The 17674-nt window shown below is 72.9% G+C and carries 12 protein-coding genes; 7 read left to right on the forward strand and 5 right to left on the reverse strand.

The window, feature by feature from the left end:
• The first annotated feature begins 182 nt into the window (after positions 1-182).
• The gene (locus GWK25_RS01880) at positions 183-2012 is read left to right on the forward strand and encodes a prolyl oligopeptidase family serine peptidase (RefSeq protein ID WP_215448207.1); all 1830 of its coding nucleotides are present in this window, start codon (positions 183-185) and stop codon (positions 2010-2012) included.
• A gap of 80 nt (positions 2013-2092) precedes the next feature.
• Here GWK25_RS01880 and GWK25_RS01885 read toward each other — a convergent pair whose 3' ends face one another.
• Complete coding sequence (locus tag GWK25_RS01885; RefSeq protein WP_215448208.1) at positions 2093-2680, reverse strand: sigma-70 family RNA polymerase sigma factor; 588 nt, start codon at positions 2678-2680, stop codon at positions 2093-2095.
• Between the two features lie 272 nt (positions 2681-2952).
• A complete protein-coding gene (locus GWK25_RS01890; protein WP_215448209.1) occupies positions 2953-3618 on the reverse strand; it encodes a hypothetical protein in 666 nt (221 codons plus the stop codon).
• 217 nt (positions 3619-3835) lie between these two features.
• On the opposite strand from GWK25_RS01890, the gene GWK25_RS01895 reads away from it, so the two are divergent.
• Positions 3836-5875: an NAD(P)-binding protein gene (locus GWK25_RS01895; protein WP_215457139.1), complete on the forward strand. Its 2040-nt coding sequence runs from the start codon at positions 3836-3838 to the stop codon at positions 5873-5875.
• Between the two features lie 241 nt (positions 5876-6116).
• Here the strand turns inward: GWK25_RS01895 and GWK25_RS01900 are convergent, their stop codons facing one another.
• Both GWK25_RS01900 and rpmF read right to left on the reverse strand, forming a co-directional pair.
• On the reverse strand, positions 6117-7268 hold the full coding sequence (locus GWK25_RS01900) for a GTP-binding protein (protein ID WP_215448210.1): 1152 nt from the start codon (positions 7266-7268) through the stop codon (positions 6117-6119).
• 4 nt (positions 7269-7272) lie between these two features.
• Positions 7273-7443, reverse strand: a complete 171-nt coding sequence (gene rpmF, locus GWK25_RS01905) for a 50S ribosomal protein L32 (RefSeq protein ID WP_215448211.1) — start codon at positions 7441-7443, stop codon at positions 7273-7275.
• Between the two features lie 168 nt (positions 7444-7611).
• On the opposite strand from rpmF, the gene GWK25_RS01910 reads away from it, so the two are divergent.
• Together GWK25_RS01910 and GWK25_RS01915 are read left to right on the forward strand one after the other, a co-directional pair.
• A complete protein-coding gene (locus GWK25_RS01910; RefSeq protein WP_215448212.1) occupies positions 7612-8595 on the forward strand; it encodes a permease in 984 nt (327 codons plus the stop codon).
• The gene (locus tag GWK25_RS01915) at positions 8592-9395 is read left to right on the forward strand and encodes a TIGR03943 family protein (RefSeq protein WP_215448213.1); all 804 of its coding nucleotides are present in this window, start codon (positions 8592-8594) and stop codon (positions 9393-9395) included. The genes GWK25_RS01910 and GWK25_RS01915 overlap by 4 nt, the downstream gene beginning before the upstream one ends.
• Before the next feature lie 284 nt (positions 9396-9679).
• Here GWK25_RS01915 and GWK25_RS01920 read toward each other — a convergent pair whose 3' ends face one another.
• Positions 9680-14062: a WD40 repeat domain-containing protein gene (locus tag GWK25_RS01920; protein ID WP_251828659.1), complete on the reverse strand. Its 4383-nt coding sequence runs from the start codon at positions 14060-14062 to the stop codon at positions 9680-9682.
• Between the two features lie 659 nt (positions 14063-14721).
• Here GWK25_RS01920 and GWK25_RS01925 point away from each other — a divergent pair.
• The 3 genes from GWK25_RS01925 (at position 14722) to GWK25_RS01935 (ending at position 17579) form a co-directional block, all read left to right on the forward strand.
• Positions 14722-15177 (forward strand): helix-turn-helix domain-containing protein, encoded by a 456-nt coding sequence (locus GWK25_RS01925; RefSeq protein ID WP_215448214.1) that lies wholly within the window; start codon positions 14722-14724, stop codon positions 15175-15177.
• Between the two features lie 636 nt (positions 15178-15813).
• Positions 15814-16302, forward strand: a complete 489-nt coding sequence (locus tag GWK25_RS01930) for a regulator component (RefSeq protein ID WP_308404156.1) — start codon at positions 15814-15816, stop codon at positions 16300-16302.
• Positions 16299-17579, forward strand: a complete 1281-nt coding sequence (locus tag GWK25_RS01935; RefSeq protein WP_215448216.1) for an MAB_1171c family putative transporter — start codon at positions 16299-16301, stop codon at positions 17577-17579. Before GWK25_RS01930 ends, GWK25_RS01935 begins: the two co-directional genes overlap by 4 nt.
• The last annotated feature ends 95 nt before the right edge of the window (positions 17580-17674 follow it).

Raw genomic sequence — 17674 nt, forward strand, 5'->3', positions numbered from 1 at the left:
GTGCCCGTCCGTCGTGTTGTTGAGGTCATGCGGCGAGTCTGCACCCGGGCACTGACAATCGGGTCGGCCGACCCCGACCCGGGCGCGGGTGATCAGCCCGGCGGGCCCCGCGGCGGCCGGAGTTATCCACAGGCTGGGGACCTCGTCGGCGCGATGCCGTGCGGTCGGGGCAATATGGGGCCATGACTGAGAGCAACGGGGCCACCCCGCAGCAGCAGCACGGGTCCATGCCCGACTGGGAGAAGAGGTTCCGGGCACCGAGGGTGTCCCTGCCGGACTGGGCGGAGGACGCGCCGCACCGCTCGCTGTTCGTCTCCAACGCCACGGGCACGTACGAGCTGTACGCGTGGGACCGCGCCACCGGCGAGCAGCGCCAGGTCACCGACCGCGCCAACGGTACGACCGACGGTGTGCTCTCACCGGACGGCGAGTGGATCTGGTGGTTCGACGACAAGGACGGGGACGAGTTCGGTGTCTGGCGGCGCCAGCCGTTCCAGGGCGGCCCGGACGAGAAGGGCGCCCCGGGCCTGGAGCCGTCGTACCCGGCGGGCCTGGCCCTCGGCCGGGACGGCCGGACGGCGGTCGTCGGCCGCTCCACCGACGAGGACGGCTCCACGATCCACCTGTCCCGGCAGGGCGAGGTCCCCGTCGAGATCTACCGCCACCGTGAGTCGGCCGGCGTGGGCGACCTCTCCCACGACGGCTCGCTGATCGCCATCGAGCACACCGAGCACGGCGACGCGATGCACTCGGCGCTGCGCGTGGTCCGGCCGGACGGCACGACGGTCGCCGAGCTCGACGACACCAAGGGCGGCACCATCGAGCTGGGCCTGGAGGTGCTGGGCTTCGCCCCCGTCGTCGGGGACACCCGGCTGCTCATCGGCCACCAGCGGGGCGGCCGTTGGGAGCCGCTCGTCTGGGACGTGGTCTCCGGCGAGGAGACCGACCTCGGTCTCGCCGACCGGCTGGAGGGAGACCTGAGCGCCGAGTGGTATCCGGACGGCTCGGCGCTGCTGGTCGCCCACAGCTTCGAGGCCCGCAGCGAGCTGTTCCGCTACGACCTGGCGACCCGCGCCCTGGAACGGGTGGACACCCCGCGAGGGACCGTGTCGGGGGCCACGGCCCGCCCCGACGGCAGCATCGAGTACCTGTGGTCCTCGGCCGCCGAACCGCCGGTCGTCCGCTCCACGACCGGCGAGGTGGTCCTCGACCCGCCGGGCCTGAAGTCGCCCGGCTCGGTGCCGGTGGAGGACGTCTGGGTGGACACACCCGGGGGCCGCGTCCACGCCCTCGTCCAGCGCCCGGAGGGCGTGTCCGGGCCGTACCCGACGGTCTTCGACATCCACGGCGGCCCGACCTGGCACGACAGCGACGCCTTCGCGGCGGGCCCGGCCGCCTGGCTCGACCACGGGTACGCGGTGATCCGCATCAACTACCGCGGTTCCACCGGGTACGGCCGCGCCTGGACCGACGCCCTCAAGCACCGGGTCGGCCTGATCGAGCTGGAGGACATCGCGGCCGTGCGGGAGTGGGCGGTGGGCTCCGGCTTCGCCGACCCCGACCGGCTCGTCCTCACCGGCGGTTCCTGGGGCGGGTACCTCACCCTCCTGGGCCTCGGCACCGAGCCGGACGCCTGGACGCTCGGCATCGCCGCGGTCCCCGTCGCGGACTACGTGACCGCCTACCACGACGAGATGGAGGCGCTCAAGGCGATGGACCGCACGCTCCTCGGCGGCACGCCCGAGGAGGTCCCCGAGCGTTTCGAGGCCTCGTCCCCGCTGACCTACGTCGACGCGGTGAAGGCCCCGGTCTACATCTCCGCCGGTGTCAACGACCCCCGCTGCCCCATCCGCCAGATCGACAACTACGTCGACCGCCTCGCCGCCCGCTCCGCCGTCCACGAGGTCTACCGCTACGACGCCGGCCACGGCTCCCTGGTCGTCGACGAACGCATCAAGCAACTCCGCCTGGAACTCGACTTCGCGGCACGCCACCTGGGAGGACGCCCCTGAGAGAGTCCCGCACCCCGCGCCCTGAAAGGGGCGCGGGGAACTGCGCGAGAACCCCACCGGACCCGCGGACGAACGACTCCTCAGGCCGCCAGCAGCCGCACGAGCGTGCTCCGCGCCCGTGACACACGTGACCGCACCGTCCCGACGGGGCATCCGGTCAGCTCCGCCGCGTCCTCGTACGACAGCCCCAGCATCTGCGTGAGCACGAACGCCTCACGCCGTTCGTCGGGCAGCGCGCCCAGCAGATCGGCGAGAGCGATCCCGTCGTCGAAGCCGGGCAGCCCGCGCGGCTGGGCGTGCTCGACGGCCAGCCGCCAGTCCGGTACGTCGGACAGCCGGGGCCGGGCCGCCGCGTACCGGAAGCTGTCGGTCACCGCCCGGCGGGCGATGGACAGCAGCCACGTACGGGCGGAGCAGCGGCCCTCGAACCGGTGCAGGCTGCCGAGCGCGCGCAGGAACGTGTCCTGCGCGAGGTCGTCCACCGCCTGCGGGTCCGCGCAGAGGTGGGCGACGAACCGCCGGACGTCACGGTGGAGCGCGCCGACGAACCGTTCGACGGCCTCCGGGTCCCCGCCGCGCGCGGCGAGCGCCCAGGCGGTTATGGACTCGTCGGTCGTGGACCGGGAGGCACGCGGGATCGACGCGGGCGGGGGAGTAAGGGTGATCACCTGATGTCCTTCTCGGGTCGTCCGGGACCCGGACCATCCGTCGCCGCGGGCACGCGGGCACGCGGGCACGCGGGCACGCGAGTGCACGAGCGCCACTCGGCCGCACAGCGGGCGGGCAGGCAGGCGTGCGGATGCGTGCGGACGTGTGCGACACGTGGGAACGCGTTCGGTGGTCCGGTGGGGAGGAGGCCGGCCGTACGGCACGCGTGTGGGCGGCGTACGGCCGTAGCCCGGGGCGAGCCGTGGAGGCCGGCCCGGGGCACCGGCTGTCGTCAGCTGACAGCGGTCCCGGCGGGCGGACCCCGAGAGGTGATCGCGTGGACGAGGAGGAGTTGACGCGGCGAGCGGTCCGTACGGCCGCGCCGCACCCGCGGACGCGGCCGCTCCACCGCGACGGGCACGGCGAGCGCCAGCCGCAGCGGTGCGGCCAGCCGGCCGGCCACCGCTCGCAGCAGCGCGAACGCGGCGCGCTCGCCGTGGGCCAGCCACAGACCGCACAGCAGCGCGGCCAGCAGGTGCGCGGCGAGCATGCCGGAGGAGGACGCGTACGTGCCGTCCAGGAGGGAATGGGTGGGGTCCCCGTGGGCCATGTGAGCGGTCGGGCCCATGTGGACGGTGTGCTCCATGGGGGCGGAGCCCATGTCCATGACGCCGACGGACACCGCGCTCGTCCCGGCCGAACCCGACGGCCCCGCCAGCTCGAAGCCCCAGTGGAGGGCCGTCTGCGCGGCGACCACCACGGACGTGATCAGCGGGAGGCCCCGCTCACGTCCGGCCAGGCACCAGCCGGCCGCACCGGTCGCGGCGGCCCCGACGGCCAGAGCCCACCAGGGGACGTGAGCCCCCGACATCAACACGTGGCCCAGGGCGGCGAGCAGCACACAGACGGCCGCGAACATCGCGGCGCGTGTCGTGCGCGCAGCCCACCCTGCGGTCATGGCGCCCCATCCTCGCATCCGGACACCGCCGTCATCCCGTCCCCCTTGAGTACGTTTTTCCACCCGCCGTGGCACTCACACCGCCAACTGTGATCCAGATCACTGCGGAACCAGCGGGGCCGATGAGGCAGTCTTCTGCCTCGTGGGGAGCCCTTCGCAGTACAACAGCCGTACCGGCCCAGGCCGGCAGCCGGGTCCCGCCGACCCGGGCGCGCACATGGTCGTCTGCGGGGACGACGGGCTGGCGCACCGGCTCGCCGCCGAACTGCGCACCGTGTACCGGGAGCAGGTGACCCTCGTCGTGCCGCCCACCGCGCGGATCGCCCAGCGGCCGGTCGTCGGGCGCACCCGCACCGCCGCCGCGCTCTTCGACCGGGTGACGGCGGCCGTCAACAGGGCGGCGGGCAACGGTGATCCGCCCACCGGCGACCGGACCGGCGACCGTGCCGGGGACCGTACCGGTGATCGGGCCGGCGTGGCCGGAGACCGCCTCGGCGGCGGCAGGAACGGCCCGCGGGACGGCGGCGAGCGGGTCCTGGAGGCCGCCGAGGCCACCGAGGCGGTGCTCGCCGAGGCCGGGGTGGACCGGGCCGCCGCGCTGGCCCTGGTCTACGACGACGACGAGACCAACATCCGCGCGGCCCTCACCGCGCGCCGCCTCAACCCGCGCCTGCGGCTCGTCCTCAGGCTCTACAACCGCCGGTTGGGCCAGCACATCGAGGAACTCCTCGACCAGGCCTCGGCGTTGGCGACGGGAGGCACCGCCGACGACGGGGTCGACGGTCTCGGCGCCTCGACGACCGTCCTGTCCGACGCCGACACGGCCGCACCCGCGCTGGCCGCGACCGCCGTGGCCGGGACCAGCAAGGTCGTCGAGACGGACGGACTGATGCTGAGGGCCGTGGAACGCCCACCGGGTCACGCGGGCCAGGGCGCGGGAGGCCAGGGTCCGGGCCCGCAGGGTTCGGGAGGGCAGGGTTCGGGAGGGCAGGGTTCGGGTGGACTCTGCACCCTCGCGCTGCTGTCGGCCACCACCAACGACCCCGCCGGAACCGAGGGTTCCGAGGGCAGCGGGGAACGCGGCCCCCAACTCCTGCCCGACGAGAGGGCGGTGGCCGCGGCCACCGGGCGCGGCACCGTCGTCCTCGACACCGTGCGCTACACGGGGCCCGCGCTGCCGCCCGGCCGGTCCGGCGGCGGCCCGCTCGGTGCCGTCGGCTCGCTGCTCTCACGGCGGCTGCGGTGGTCCCTCGCGGGGATGATCGGGTGCGTGTTCGCCCTTGCGGTCGCCCAGATGGTGATCACCGGGGAGCATCCGCTCCAGGCGACGTACGCGACCCTGCTCGACCTCTTCGGGATCGCCGACCCCGCGACCGACCAGAGCGACTCCCGCCAGATCCTCCAACTCCTGTCCGGCCTCATGGGCTTGCTCCTCCTGCCCGTGCTCCTGGCCGCCGTGCTGGAGGCGCTCGGCACGTTCCGCAGCGGCACCGCCCTGCGCAAGCCGCCGCGCGGCCTGTCCGGACACGTCGTCCTCCTCGGCCTCGGCAAGATCGGCACCCGCGTGCTCGCCCGCCTGCGTGAACTCCACATCCCGGTGGTCTGCGTCGAGGAGGACCCCGAGGCGCGCGGTCTCGCCGAGGCCCGCCGGTTACGGGTGCCCGTCGTCCTGGGCGACGTGACCCAGGAGGGGGTCCTGGAGGCCGCCAAGATCCACCGCGCCCACGCCCTCCTCGCCGTCACCAGCTCCGACACGACGAACCTCGAAGCCGGCCTGTACGCCCGTTCCGTACGCCCCGACCTGCGTGTCGTCCTCCGCCTCTACGACGACGACTTCGCCACCGCCGTCTACCGCACCCTGCGCGCCGCGCACCCCGGCGCCCTCACCCGAAGCCGTAGCGTCACGCACCTGGCCGCGCCCGCGTTCGCCGGCGCGATGATGGGGCGCCAGATCCTGGGTGCGATCCCCGTCGAGCGACGCGTGCTCCTCTTCGCCGCCGTGGAGGTCCGAGGGCACCGGCGCCTGGAGGGCCGGACGGTCGCGGAGGCGTTCCGGGCGGGGGCGTGGCGGGTGCTGGCCCTCGACACGGCGGCGTCGGGGGAGGCGGGCGCGGAGCGGGGGCCGGGGCCGCCGCCGGGTTCGGGGCTGATCTGGGACCTGCCGCCGACGTACGTCCTGCGGGCCGAGGACCGTGTGGTGCTGGCGGCGACGCGACGGGGGTTGGCGGAGTTGTTGGGGAGGCGGGCGGGGGAGTAGGGCTTGACCGAGTGTTGTCTGCGGGTGGGTGGGGCGTCTCGCGCAGTTCCCCGCGCCCCTAAGAGATCAGGCCCTGCGGGCTTGACAGCCCCCGGCCCTGCGGGCCTGAAAGGACGGCGGTGCTGCGGTCCGAAAAGCAAGGGGCGCAGCCCCTGCTTTTCAGGGGCGCGGGTAATTGCGCGACCAGCCCCCACTCACCCGCAGCCGTCCCACACCGCCGACCGCACCCCCGTAGCCGCCCTCACCCGCAAGCCACCCCATGTGTCTCCCACGCCGGAAACGGATCGTCGAAGGCCACCCCGGACCGAACGTCGGCCTCCGTCACCAGGCACCCGGCGAGAGCCGCCCGCAGGGCATCCCCCCGCAACCCCGTCCCGATGAACACCAACTCCTGTGCGAACGGGGCCTCTTCATCCTGCGCGGCCGTCGGTTCGAAGCGCGCCACCGACCCGGCCTGGGACCACAGCCCGACGACCCCCGCCCGCCCGGCGAGCGTGAAGAACCCCTTGGACCGCAACACCTGCCCGAACGCGCCGCTGTCCAGCCCCTCGGTCACGAAGTCCCACAACCGCCCGGGGTGAAAAGGCCGTTCGGCGCGGAAGACGGTCGACGAGATGCCGTACTCCTCGGTCTCCGGCACATGCTCCCCGTTCAGCTCCCGCACCCACCCCGGCGCCTGCTGAGCCCGCTCGAGATCGAACGCCCGCGTGCCGAGCACCTCCCCGAGCCGGACCCGCCCATGGCTGACCGGCACGATCCGCGCCGCCGGATTGAGCCGCGCCAGGGTCGCCGCGAGCCGCTCCGCGGTCGCCGCGTCCACCAGGTCGGTCTTGTTGAGCACGATCACGTCGGCGAACTCCACCTGGTCCATGAGCAGATCACTCACGGTGCGTTCGTCGTCCTCGTACTGGTCGAGCCCCCGCGCCACCAGTTCGTCGCCGCCCGCGAGCTCCGGCAGGAAGTTCACCGCGTCGACGACCGTGACCATGGTGTCGAGCCGGGCGAGATCCCCGAGCGTGGCCCCGTCGTCGCGCGCGAAGGCGAACGTCGCCGCTACGGGCATGGGTTCGCTGATCCCGGAGCTCTCGATCAGCAGGTAGTCGAAACGACCCTCCCGCGCCAGCCGGTCCACCTCCTCCAGCAGATCGTCGCGCAGGGTGCAGCAGATGCACCCGTTGGTCATCTCGACGAGCCGCTCCTCGGTGCGGGACAGCGCCGCCTCGCCCCCGCGCACGAGCGCGGCGTCGATGTTGACCTCGCTCATGTCGTTGACGATGACCGCGACGCGGAGTCCCTCACGGTTGCCGAGGACATGGTTGAGCAGGGTGGTCTTGCCGGCGCCGAGGAACCCGGACAGGACGGTGACGGGCAGGCGTTCCCGGAGCGTGGTCACGGCCTCAGCCCTCGGGGTGGAGCAGCCCGCGCTCGTACGCCTTCAGCAGCCGCTGCGGTACGAGGTGGGTGGTGCCGTCGACCGTGAACGGCACCAGCTGGGGCGTGCTCGCCTTCCACTGGGCGCGCCGGTGGCGGGTGTTGCTGCGGGACATCTTCCGCTTGGGTACGGCCATGGGTCCTCCTCCACAGGGTGATGGACCGGAACGCTACATGAAAATGGATCCCATTACTAAAAATGGGATTCGGGGGCCGTGAGCAACCGAGGGCCGGGCGCCGTATGGGAGGAAAGGGTCGAACAGGCCCGCTCAGCGCAGCCGTTCCCTACGGAGGTACCGTCCCCCGTGGCCACAACCAAGGAAGAAGCCCCCCGCCGCGGCCGGCATCTCGACCCACCCCTGCTGCTCACCATGCTGCTGGTCCTCGCGGTGGTGGCGCAGGCCCCCCTGCGGGGTCTGCTGTCCGCGCCCGTGGCCCAGAGCTGGATGACCGTCTTCGTCGCGGTGGTCGTGCAGGCCCTGCCGTTCCTGGTCATCGGGGTGCTGCTGTCGGCGGCCATCGCGGTGTTCGTGCCCGCGTCGTTCTTCGTCCGCGCGCTGCCGAAGCGGCCCGCCCTGGCGGTCCCGGCGGCGGGCGTGGCCGGGGTGGTGCTGCCGGGCTGCGAGTGCGCCTCGGTGCCGGTCGCGGGCGCCCTCGTACGCCGGGGCGTGACGCCCGCGGCGGCGCTCGCCTTCCTCCTCTCCGCCCCCGCGATCAACCCGATCGTGCTGACCGCGACCGCCGTGGCCTTCCCGGGGAACCCCGAGATGGTGCCGGCCAGGCTGGTGGCGAGCCTGCTGGTGGCGTGCGCGATGGGCTGGCTGTGGCAGCGGGTGGGCCGCGGTGAATGGATGCGCCCGCCGGAGCGGCCGTCCTACGAGGGGCAGAGCAAGGGCGCGGCCTTCTGGGGCTCGGTACGGCACGACGTGATGCACGCGGGCGGCTTCCTGGTCGTCGGCGCGATGGCGGCGGCCACGCTCAAGGCCGTCGTCCCGGCGAGCTGGCTGAACGCCGCCGCCGACAACCCGGCGATCGCCATCCTCGCCCTCGCCGTCCTGGCCGTACTGCTGTCGATCTGCTCGGAGGCGGACGCGTTCGTCGCGGCTTCCCTGACCCAGTTCTCCCTGACCTCCCGGCTGGCCTTCCTGGTCGTCGGCCCGATGATCGACCTGAAACTCTTCGCCATGCAGACCGCCACCTTCGGCCGCGCGTTCGCGCTCCGCTTCGCCCCCGCCACCTTCGCCCTCGCGATCCTGGTGTCGGCCCTGGTCGGGGCGGTGCTGCTGTGAACCGCCAGGCCCAGACCGTCGTCCTGTTCCTCACCGGCGGAGCCCTGCTGCACGCCGGCTTCACCGACCTCTACCTCCGCTACGTCAAGGCCGGCCTGCGCCCTCTCCTCATCGGCGCGGGCCTCGTCCTGATCACCGCCGCCGTCGCCACGCTCTGGTACGAACGCCGGGCGCGACGCCAGAGCGACGGCCGGCCCGAACCGGACCACCCGGACACCCCCGACGAGCCGCACGCCCACGCCGACGAGCCGCACGCCGGCCGGTCGCCCGCAGGTGAGCCGCACGCCCACCGCGAACCCCGGGTCTCCTGGCTCCTCGTCCTCCCCCTCCTCGCCCTCGTCCTGGTCGCCCCGCCCGCCGCCGGTTCCTACACCGCGATGCGCACCGGCACGGCACTCCAGGAGCAGCCCTGGGGCTATCCGACGCTCCCGGCCGACGGCACCCTGCGCCTGAGCGTCGCCGACTACGCGGGCCGCGCGGTCTACGACAAGGGCCGGGCCCTCGCGGGCCGCACGCTCAAGGTCACCGGCTTCCTCGCCTTCGACGACTCCGGCCGGCCGTATCTGGTCCGGATGGCCCTCAACTGCTGCGCCGCGGACGCCCAGCCCGTCAAGGTCGCCCTCACCGGCGAGCTCCCCGCCGTCCTCCAGCCCGACACCTGGATCGAGGTCACCGGCACCTACACACCGAAGCGGACCGAGGACCCCCTCAACGGCACCGCCGTCCCCTACCTCCAGGTCACGACGACCAAGCCGGTCAAGGCACCGCAGGACCCGTACGACGAGGCCTGGAACGGCTGAGACGGGCGGAGGGGGAGGGGAGAGCGGAGAAGAGCGCGCGGAGGGGGCGAAGGCCCCGGCGGGCATGAAAGGGCCCGGTCGCTGGCGACGGGGGATGCACCAGCGACCGGGCTATGGCCAAGGCTAACAAGGCTGTTCGCGGGACGGGACCCGACTGGTCGATAGCGTTGACAAGTTGTGATCGGGATCACGCTGCCGCCCAGGCCCCTCCACCCGCCCCCGGCCCCGCCCATCAGGCCGGACGGGACCGGCGGCAACCGGGAAAAGAGCTGCTCAGAGGCGGTTCAGGAACCCTCACACGGCGGCTCGTACGACAGCCGGGGCAGGTACTCGTCCCACTTCTCCCGCGTGAGCACCCCGCGTGTCGACGAGCAGATGTGCCGTACGGCGTCGTCGACGTCCAGATTCCACAGCCGTACGGTGTCGGCGCCGCTGGAGACCCCGAGCATGTCGCTCTTCGGGCTGAAGGACAGGAACTGGCCCGTCCTGGCGTTGGGGCTCATCGCCCGGCCGATGGGGGAGGCGTCGGCGGGGCGGGAGACGTCCCAGAGGTGGACGGTGCTGTCGTTGCCACCGCTGGCCAGAGTCCGGCCGTCCGGGCTGAAGGTCAGCGAGACGATCGCCTCGGTGTGACCGACGAGCGGGGCGCCCAGGCGTGTCGCCTCCCGGGGGTCGGAGACATCCCAGAGCCGGACCGTGTCGTCGCCACCGCCACTGGCCAGCGTCCTGCCGTCCGGGCTGTAGACGAGGTCGCTGACCGCGCCGCGGTGGGCGGTCAGGGGCCCGTCGAGCCGTGTGGAGCGGGCCGGGTCCGCCACGTCCCACAGCCGGATGGTGCCGTCCGCGCTGCCGCTGGCGAGGGTCCGGCCGTCCGGGCTGAAGACCAGGGCGAGGATGTAACCCTTGTGCCCGGTGAGGGGCTTGCCGAGCCGGACCACGTGCGACGGGTCGCGGACGTCCCACAACTGCACGTCGTGGTCGCCGTAGGAGGTGGCCAGGACCCGCCCGTCCGGGCTGTGGGCCTGTGCGTCCGTGTACCGGATCCGCAGCGGGAGCGGTGACCCCCGCAACACCGGGCGGGCCGGGTCGCTGACGTCCCACTGATACAGCGCCCTGTTCCCGGCCACGATCGACAGCGTGCGGCCGTCCGGGGAGAACGACAGGGAACGGTTGCCGCCGTCCTTCAGCGTGAACGCCTTCCCCAGCAGGACGGGCCGCCCCGGCTCCGCCACGTTCCACAGCCGGATCCGGCCGTCGCGCCCGGCGGTGGCCAGCACCCGCCCGTCCGGCCGGAACGCCCCGTTGCGGCCGACCATGTCGGAGGTCGGCAGCGCCCACAGCCGGACCTTGCTGTCGCCGCTCCCGGTGGCGAGGGTCCGGCCGTCCGGGCTGAACCCCAGGGCGAACATCTCCCCGCTCGCCCCGGCCAGCGGCTCGCCGACCTGCGACGGGTACGCGGGATCCTCCACGTTCCACAGACTCGCCGTACTGTCCGCGCTGGCGGCGGCGAGCGTCCTGCCGTCCGGGCTGAAGGCCACGGACCAGATGGGGCCGGTGTGCCCGGTGAGCGGCGCCCCGAGCGCACCGGCCCGCCGGGGCTCGGCCACGTCCCAGAGCCGGACGGTGTTGTCCGAACTGCCGCTGGCCAGCGTCCGCCCGTCGGGACTGAAGGCCAGCGAGTGCACCAGACTCGTATGACCCTTGAGCACGGTTCTCAGCGCGCGTGGCGCACGCGGATCGGCCACGTCCCACAGCCGGATCGTGTTGTCGTCGCCCCCGGTCGCCAGGGTCTTCCCGTCCGGGCCGAACGCGACGGCGCGCACGGGAGCGCTGTGCCCGGTGAGGGGCGCGCCTATCTCCTTCGCGTGCGCCGGATCGCTCACGTCCCACAGCCGTACGGTGTGGTCCTCGCCCACGGACGCCAGGGTCTTCCCGTCGGGGCCGAAGGCGATCAGGAAGATCGTGCCGTCGTGGCCGGTCAGCGGTGCGCCCAGCGCGCGCGGCGCACGCGGGTCCCGTACGTCCCACATTCGGATGGTGCCGTCGTCGCCGGCGCTGGCGAGGGTACGGCCGTCCGGCGCGAAGACCGCGCTGCTCACCCAGCTGGTGTGCCCGGTGAGGGGCTTGGCCAGGGCCTTGGGCCGGGACGGGTCCGCCACGTCCCACAGCCGTACGGAACGGTCGTAGCTGGCGGTGGCCAGGTACCTCCCGTCGGGGCTGAAGGAGGTGAGGTAGACGGCACCGCCGTGGCCGAGGAGAGGAGTGGCGAGGGGCGCGTTGACGATCGAGACGAGCCGGTTGCCGGTGCCCTCGTCGTCGGGCCGCAGCTCGTGCGCCACCAGGTCGAGCTGGGCGGACAGCGACGGATCGGAGAACTGCACCCGATCGGCCTGGGCGACCACCTGTTCGAACACCGCGTCGTTGCGCTGCTGCCAGGCGACCACCGCCGAGCCGACGGCGACCAGGGCGAACGCCACCAGCGCCGCCACGGCACTCCGCCGGATCCGGATGGTACGCCGACGCAGACGGACCGAGGCGGCCAGGAACTCCACGGCGCTCCGGGTCAGGAAGGCGCCCCCGATGTCGCCGGTGTCACCGGGGTTGCCGGGGCCCGCGGCGCGCCCGTCCCCGCCGCTCGGCTCCTTGCCGCCGCTCCGCTCCTTGCCGCCGGCCCGGCCGGCACCGCCGGTGCTCCCTGCGTTCCCTGTGCCTCCGGCGCCGCTGGTGGACCGCGCCCAGGTGTGCGCCTGTTCGAGGCGCGAGCCCCGGTAGAGCAGCGAGGAATCGCGCCCGGAGTCTTCCCAGGCGCGGCCGTCCTCCTCCAGCCGCTGCCGCAGCAGATGGTCGTTGCGGCCCTCGTCGATCCACCCCCGCAGGCGCGGCCAGGCGTGCAGCAGCGCCTCATGGGTGATCTCCACGGTCTCCGCGTCCAGCGTCAGCAGCCGGGCGCGGACCATCGCCTCCAGCGACTCCTCGGTCTTCGCCGGGTCCGCCGAGCCGTCCGCGAGCTGCCGCCGGGTGCCCCGGCGCCGGGTGGCCTGGGTGTCCTCGCCCAGCCGGACCAGCCGCAGCAACAGCAGCCGCGCCGCCGCGCGGGCCGCCGGGTCCAGCCCCGCCCAGGCCCGCTCGGCGGTGGCCGCCACCGCGCCCTGGATACCGCCGGCCGCCCGGTAACCGGCCAGCGTCAACCGGCCCGCCTTCCGCCGCTGCCACGTCACGAGCAGGGCGTGCGACAGCAAGGGCAGCACGCCGGCGTCGTGCGCCCCGCGCGGCCCGTCCGCGCTCACCTCGCGCACGATCAGCTCGGCCAGCCCCGGTTCCAGCTCCAGCCCCACGGCCTTGGCGGGGCCGGTCACCGCCTCCCGCAGTTCCGCCGTGGTCAGCGGCCCCAGCACCATGTGCCGGTGCTGAAGGGCGTCGGCCAGCTCCGGATGGCCGAGGCACTGCTCGTAGAAGTCGGCCCGTACGCCCAGCACCACGACCATGGGTGCCGCCCCGCCCTCCTTCCCGGGCGAGCAGGCCGCAGTGAGCACCTGCACGAACGTCCGACGGTCCGCTTCGTCGGAGGAGAGCGTGAAGGTTTCCTCGAACTGGTCGACGATGAGGACGGGGCGGAGGGGGGTGGGGGAGGGGGCACTCCCGGTCTCGCTGGTGCTGGTGCTGGTGCTGTGGCCATGGCTGCCGGTGCCGGTGTTGTCGGCGGTGGTGTTAGTGCTGCCGTGGCTGGTGATGTCCTTGCTGTCCCTGGTCTCGCCGTCGCGGATCTCGGTCCCGCGTCGCCGTGCCCACGCCGCGACCGCCTCCCGTACCGCCTCGGCGAACATCGGCGTACCGGGCTCGTAGGCGGCGGACACGACCTGCGCCAGCTCCGGTATGTGACGGGTCAACTCCCCGACCGGATCGGCCCCCGGTACGACTTGAAGCACATCACCGGTCCTCCGCCCACCGGCGGGGCCCGTGCTCCCGAGGCCCGTGCCGCCGACGCCCGCGCTCCCCCGGCTGTTGCCGCTGCCACCCTCCGACTCCAGGGCGCCGCCGCGCACGGCGGGCACGAGTCCGGCGTTGAGCAGGGAGGACTTCCCGGCGCCCGAGGCCCCCACGAGCATGACCAGCCCGCCGGTGCGCCCCGCCGCGCGCAACTGCTCCACGAGCGCGTCGGTGCTCCGCTCCCGCCCGAAGAACCAACGGGCGTCCTGCTGCCGGTACGAGGCCAGCCCGCGATAGGGGCAGACCCCACCGGGGAGGGAGGCGCCGTCGCCGGGAGGCTGCTCGTCCGTGACGGCACCCGACGCGGCGGTGGCGGCGCCGGACGCGGAGTCCGCGGGGCGCTCCCCGGCGGGATCGGCCAGGGCACGCTCCCAGAGCCGCTGCCACTGGGCCATGTCGTACAGCCCCTTGGAGACCGGAACGGGCCGCGCCCGTCGTGCCTCCGGGATCAGTACGTGCAGGACGGCGGCGAGGGCGGCGAACTGCGCGGGCACGTTCCGGGCCCGCCGCCAGTCACTGATGCGCTGGGCCGAGACCCGCACGGGACGCCCGCGCTCGTCGACCCGCTGCAGCCGGACGACCGACTCGGAGACGCTCTTGAGGGGAGGGTTGCCCGCTTCCTTGTAAAGCAGCGCGAGTCGTTCCGCGAAGGCCGTGCGTGCCTCTGAGCCGTGACTCAAGGCCTCTACCCCTTACTTTCCCCCGCTACGTGGACATCCGGACCGGAAAACTCAGATTGCTGGTCTGATCTGCGAAAATGCCGTCACCGGACACCAGGGCCCTCCTCTTTCGCCAGCCCCGACTGGCAGGATCTGGCCCAAGCCGCCCACGCCGGTGCACGCCCCGCAGGGCCACCGGCGTAGCGCCCGCAAATCCGATCCATCATGCCGCACGCTTCCGGCCACCCTGGGCGATGCCCCCTGGCCACCTCCCCCTCGGTCCACGTCCCCAAGCGTGGATCGACATCCCGCTCCGTTCGGCACCGGTCCCCACGTGGGGAGGGACCGGTGCCGAACGAGGCGCCCCGGGCGCCGACGCGCGTCACGGGTAACGGGGAACGGGGAAGTGACTCAGGATGAGGATGGGGATGAGGAAGCGGAACGGCTCCAAGGTGGCCGGGCCCACCCCCGCGGAACCCGGCCACCGGCTGGGAGCTCTCATGGCCCGCGCCGAAGGCAGCCGATCGGAGCCATGGAACACTCTGGTGTGAGTGACCCCCGTAGAACGTACACCGTAGTTGTGGGCGATCGTCAACTAAAGTTGATGAGAAGCCACCAGGGTCCGCACTCGCACACACCAGAGTGGACGCAGCGGCGATCAGGACAAGGACGAACCGGACGTGACAGACGACGAGCCGCGCACCTTCGCGCAGTTGCTGGACCACCTCTTCCAGGAGGTCCACCCTGCGGGTCGCGGGCCCTACACGTACGCCGAGGTCGCGGAAGGGATCAGAGAGGCTTCGGGGGACGAGGGCAAGGGGCTCACCGCGAGCGCCATCCAGCAACTGCGTACCGGCACGAAGAAGAACCCCACGAGGCACACGATCAAGGCTCTGGCCGACTTCTTCGGCGTGCCCGCGGGGTACTTCGTCGACGAGAAGGCCGCCGAACGCACGCGCGCGGAGATCGCCGTCCTCGCCGCCATGCGGGACCAGAACGTCCGCACGGTCGCCCTCCGGGCCAACGGCCTGAGCGCGGAGACCCTTCAGATGGTCACAGCGGTGATCGAACAGGCCCGGATCCTGGAGGGCCTCCCGGGCGACACACCGCCGCCCGACCTCGACCTGGACAATTAAGGGCTGCAGGGCTGCAGGGCTGCAGGGCTGGGGATTACGGGACTGCGGTGCCTGGGATCGCGGGCCTGCGGTGCTGCGCGGCCGACGAGCGGCGCTCGGCTACGGGGGTCGGCGTTCAGTGACTGATAGTCGGTGCCCTGGCGACCGGGTACCGGCGACCGGAGGATGGCCGGCTCACCCAGGATCCGGTGACCAGGCCCAGCCCCGGATTCTGGCCCCGGCCCGGCCCGGCCCGGCCCGCCCAGCCCACCCCGGCTCCTGCCCCAACTCTGGTGCCCCCCAGCAGTCGACCGACGCCGACGCCGACGCCGACGCCGCTGCCGGCACCGGGCGCTGGCACCGGCACCAGCACCGGGTCCGGGTGCCGGCACCCGCACCCGCACGCATCCATCGCGGCACCACCCGCTGATCCCCGACCCCGACCCCGACCCGGACCCCGAGATCCGGCCATTCGGCCGCAGCCCGGAGATGCCCTTGGACCGGCCTACGCGTTCGCCTAAGATTTCGAGCGATTCGGTGCCGGGGATCCCGGATCGCACTCCGGCCTTACGGGGGCACGCCGTCAGCGGCCAGACCCGAGCGACGTCAGGACCGGACATGGACCTTGAGCGGTTACGCCGCGCGTGCGAGGAACGCGTGGACGCGCTTCACCTCCCCCACCGCTTCAACACCCGGGACCTCTGTGACGCCGTGGCGGAGAAGCGCGGCCGCCCGATCATCCTCAGACCGCTGAGCACCCTCGGCGCGATCGACGCACCCTGCGGGATCCGCCTGGAGACACCCGACGCGGACCTCCTCTTCTACGAGGAGGGAACGTCCGCCCTGCACCAGAACCACATCCTCGCCCACGAGGTCAGCCACATCATCTGCGACCACCCGGGCACGCTGGAACTGGACCCCGAAGCCTTCCGGGCCCTCGGTCTCCACCCCACCCTTGTCCAGCGGATGAACGGACGCACGAGCTACTCCACGGATGACGAACGCGAGGCCGAGACGATGGCCACCGTCATCCGACAGCACATCTACCGCGGACGTGAGTTACCTCCCCGTGAGCCCGAGAAGGGCGCCGAACGCTGGGAAGCCCTGTTCGCCAAACCCACCAGGAAGGGCCGTCGGCGCCGATGATCGACCTCTTGTTCGCAGGCGTGGCCCTCGTGCTGCTGCTCGCCGCCGGTTACTGGGTCCGAGGCCGCGGCGGCCACCGGCCGACCGGTACCTGGGCCATGGCCGCACTGCTCGTCTCCTTCGCCTGCGCCTTCGGCTCGTACGTGTCCGTCGTCGAGAACGCCGTCGAAAACGTCGTCCCCGACGGCGGGCGGCTGCTCAGCAACTCCTTCACACTGGCCGCCGCGACCGCCGTCCTCGCGTTCATGCTCCAACTCGATCTGGAGCCCGACGAGGCCCGGCGCAGCATCCGACGGCGCGTGCTCTTCCTCGGCATCTCCGTCACCGGCATGACGGTGCTGTTCACCGCCAGCCGGCTGAACGACGACTCGCCCCAGCTGTACGCGCTCTACGTCCTGATCTACATCACCTACCTCGGCGTCACCGCGAAGGACTTCGGCAGGCAGACCTGGAAGCAGGCCGGTCACTCCCGCCGCAGGAGCCAGCGCGTCGGACTGCGTGTCACCGCCGTCGGCTGCGTCTTCGCGCTGCTGTACGCGGCCTACAAGGTGTTCGGCCTGGTCTCCATCGGTCTCGAACTGAACCTCCTGCCGCACGGCGTCCGGTGCTCGACGCCCATCAGCCCCGTCCGCTGCGTGTTCAGCGTGACGGCCCCGGCGCTGGCCGTACTCCTCATCACTCTGGGGCTCACGCTCCCGGCGGTCGTCTGGCCGTTCAGCCAGTTCCTGCGCCGTCGTTGGGAAACGAGGTCGTTCGCCGCGCTGGCCCTTCTCTGGAAGGACATCACCGACACGATCCCCGAAGTCGTCCTGGCCTCGGAAGGCTCGCAGCAGGCGGACGACTCCGACTTCCTCCTCCACCGCCGGGTGATCGAGATCAACGACGGCGTATTCGCCCTCCGGCCCCACCGCTCGGCGCGCGTCCAGGAGAGCGCCGAACGAACCGTCGCCGCGCGCGGCCTGACAGGCACCCCGGAAGGCGACGCGATCGTGGAGGCCGCGATCCTCCGCGCGGCCGTCCACACGAAGCGAACCGGACCCGAACCGATGACCGGTGCCCCATCGATGACCGGGCTCCCATCGACACACGGAACTCGACCGGGAACCGAAACCGTCCCACCGCCCCCCAGAACCCCCTCCCGACCGGGCGACCTCCGCGCCGAGACCGAATGGCTGCTCCTGGTAGCCCGCGCCTACACCCAGAACGAAACCCCAACCCGGGCCCCCACCCCCACCCCCGAACCCCTGACACCGTCCGGAACGGACCCCCGAACGTGACCAACCCGCCCAACTCGCCTCACCGGCCCAGCTCGCCCCACCCGACCCAGCCCCACCCGACGCCCCACCCGACCCCGTCGCGACCCTCGGCCACC

Origin of the sequence: Streptomyces sp. ATCC 21386 (genome assembly GCF_018728545.1) — a bacterium.
In the GTDB taxonomy this organism is placed as follows: Bacteria; Actinomycetota; Actinomycetes; order Streptomycetales; family Streptomycetaceae; genus Streptomyces.

Excerpts from the sequence above, each read along its gene's own strand:
- GWK25_RS01880 (WP_215448207.1), top strand. The coding sequence starts at position 183 with ATGACTGAGAGCAACGGGGCCACCCCGCAGCAGCAGCACGGGTCCATG.
- GWK25_RS01890 (WP_215448209.1), bottom strand. The coding sequence starts at position 3,618 with ATGACCGCAGGGTGGGCTGCGCGCACGACACGCGCCGCGATGTTCGCG.
- GWK25_RS01895 (WP_215457139.1), top strand. The coding sequence starts at position 3,836 with ATGGTCGTCTGCGGGGACGACGGGCTGGCGCACCGGCTCGCCGCCGAA.
- rpmF (WP_215448211.1), bottom strand. The coding sequence starts at position 7,443 with ATGGCCGTACCCAAGCGGAAGATGTCCCGCAGCAACACCCGCCACCGG.
- GWK25_RS01935 (WP_215448216.1), top strand. The coding sequence starts at position 16,299 with ATGATCGACCTCTTGTTCGCAGGCGTGGCCCTCGTGCTGCTGCTCGCC.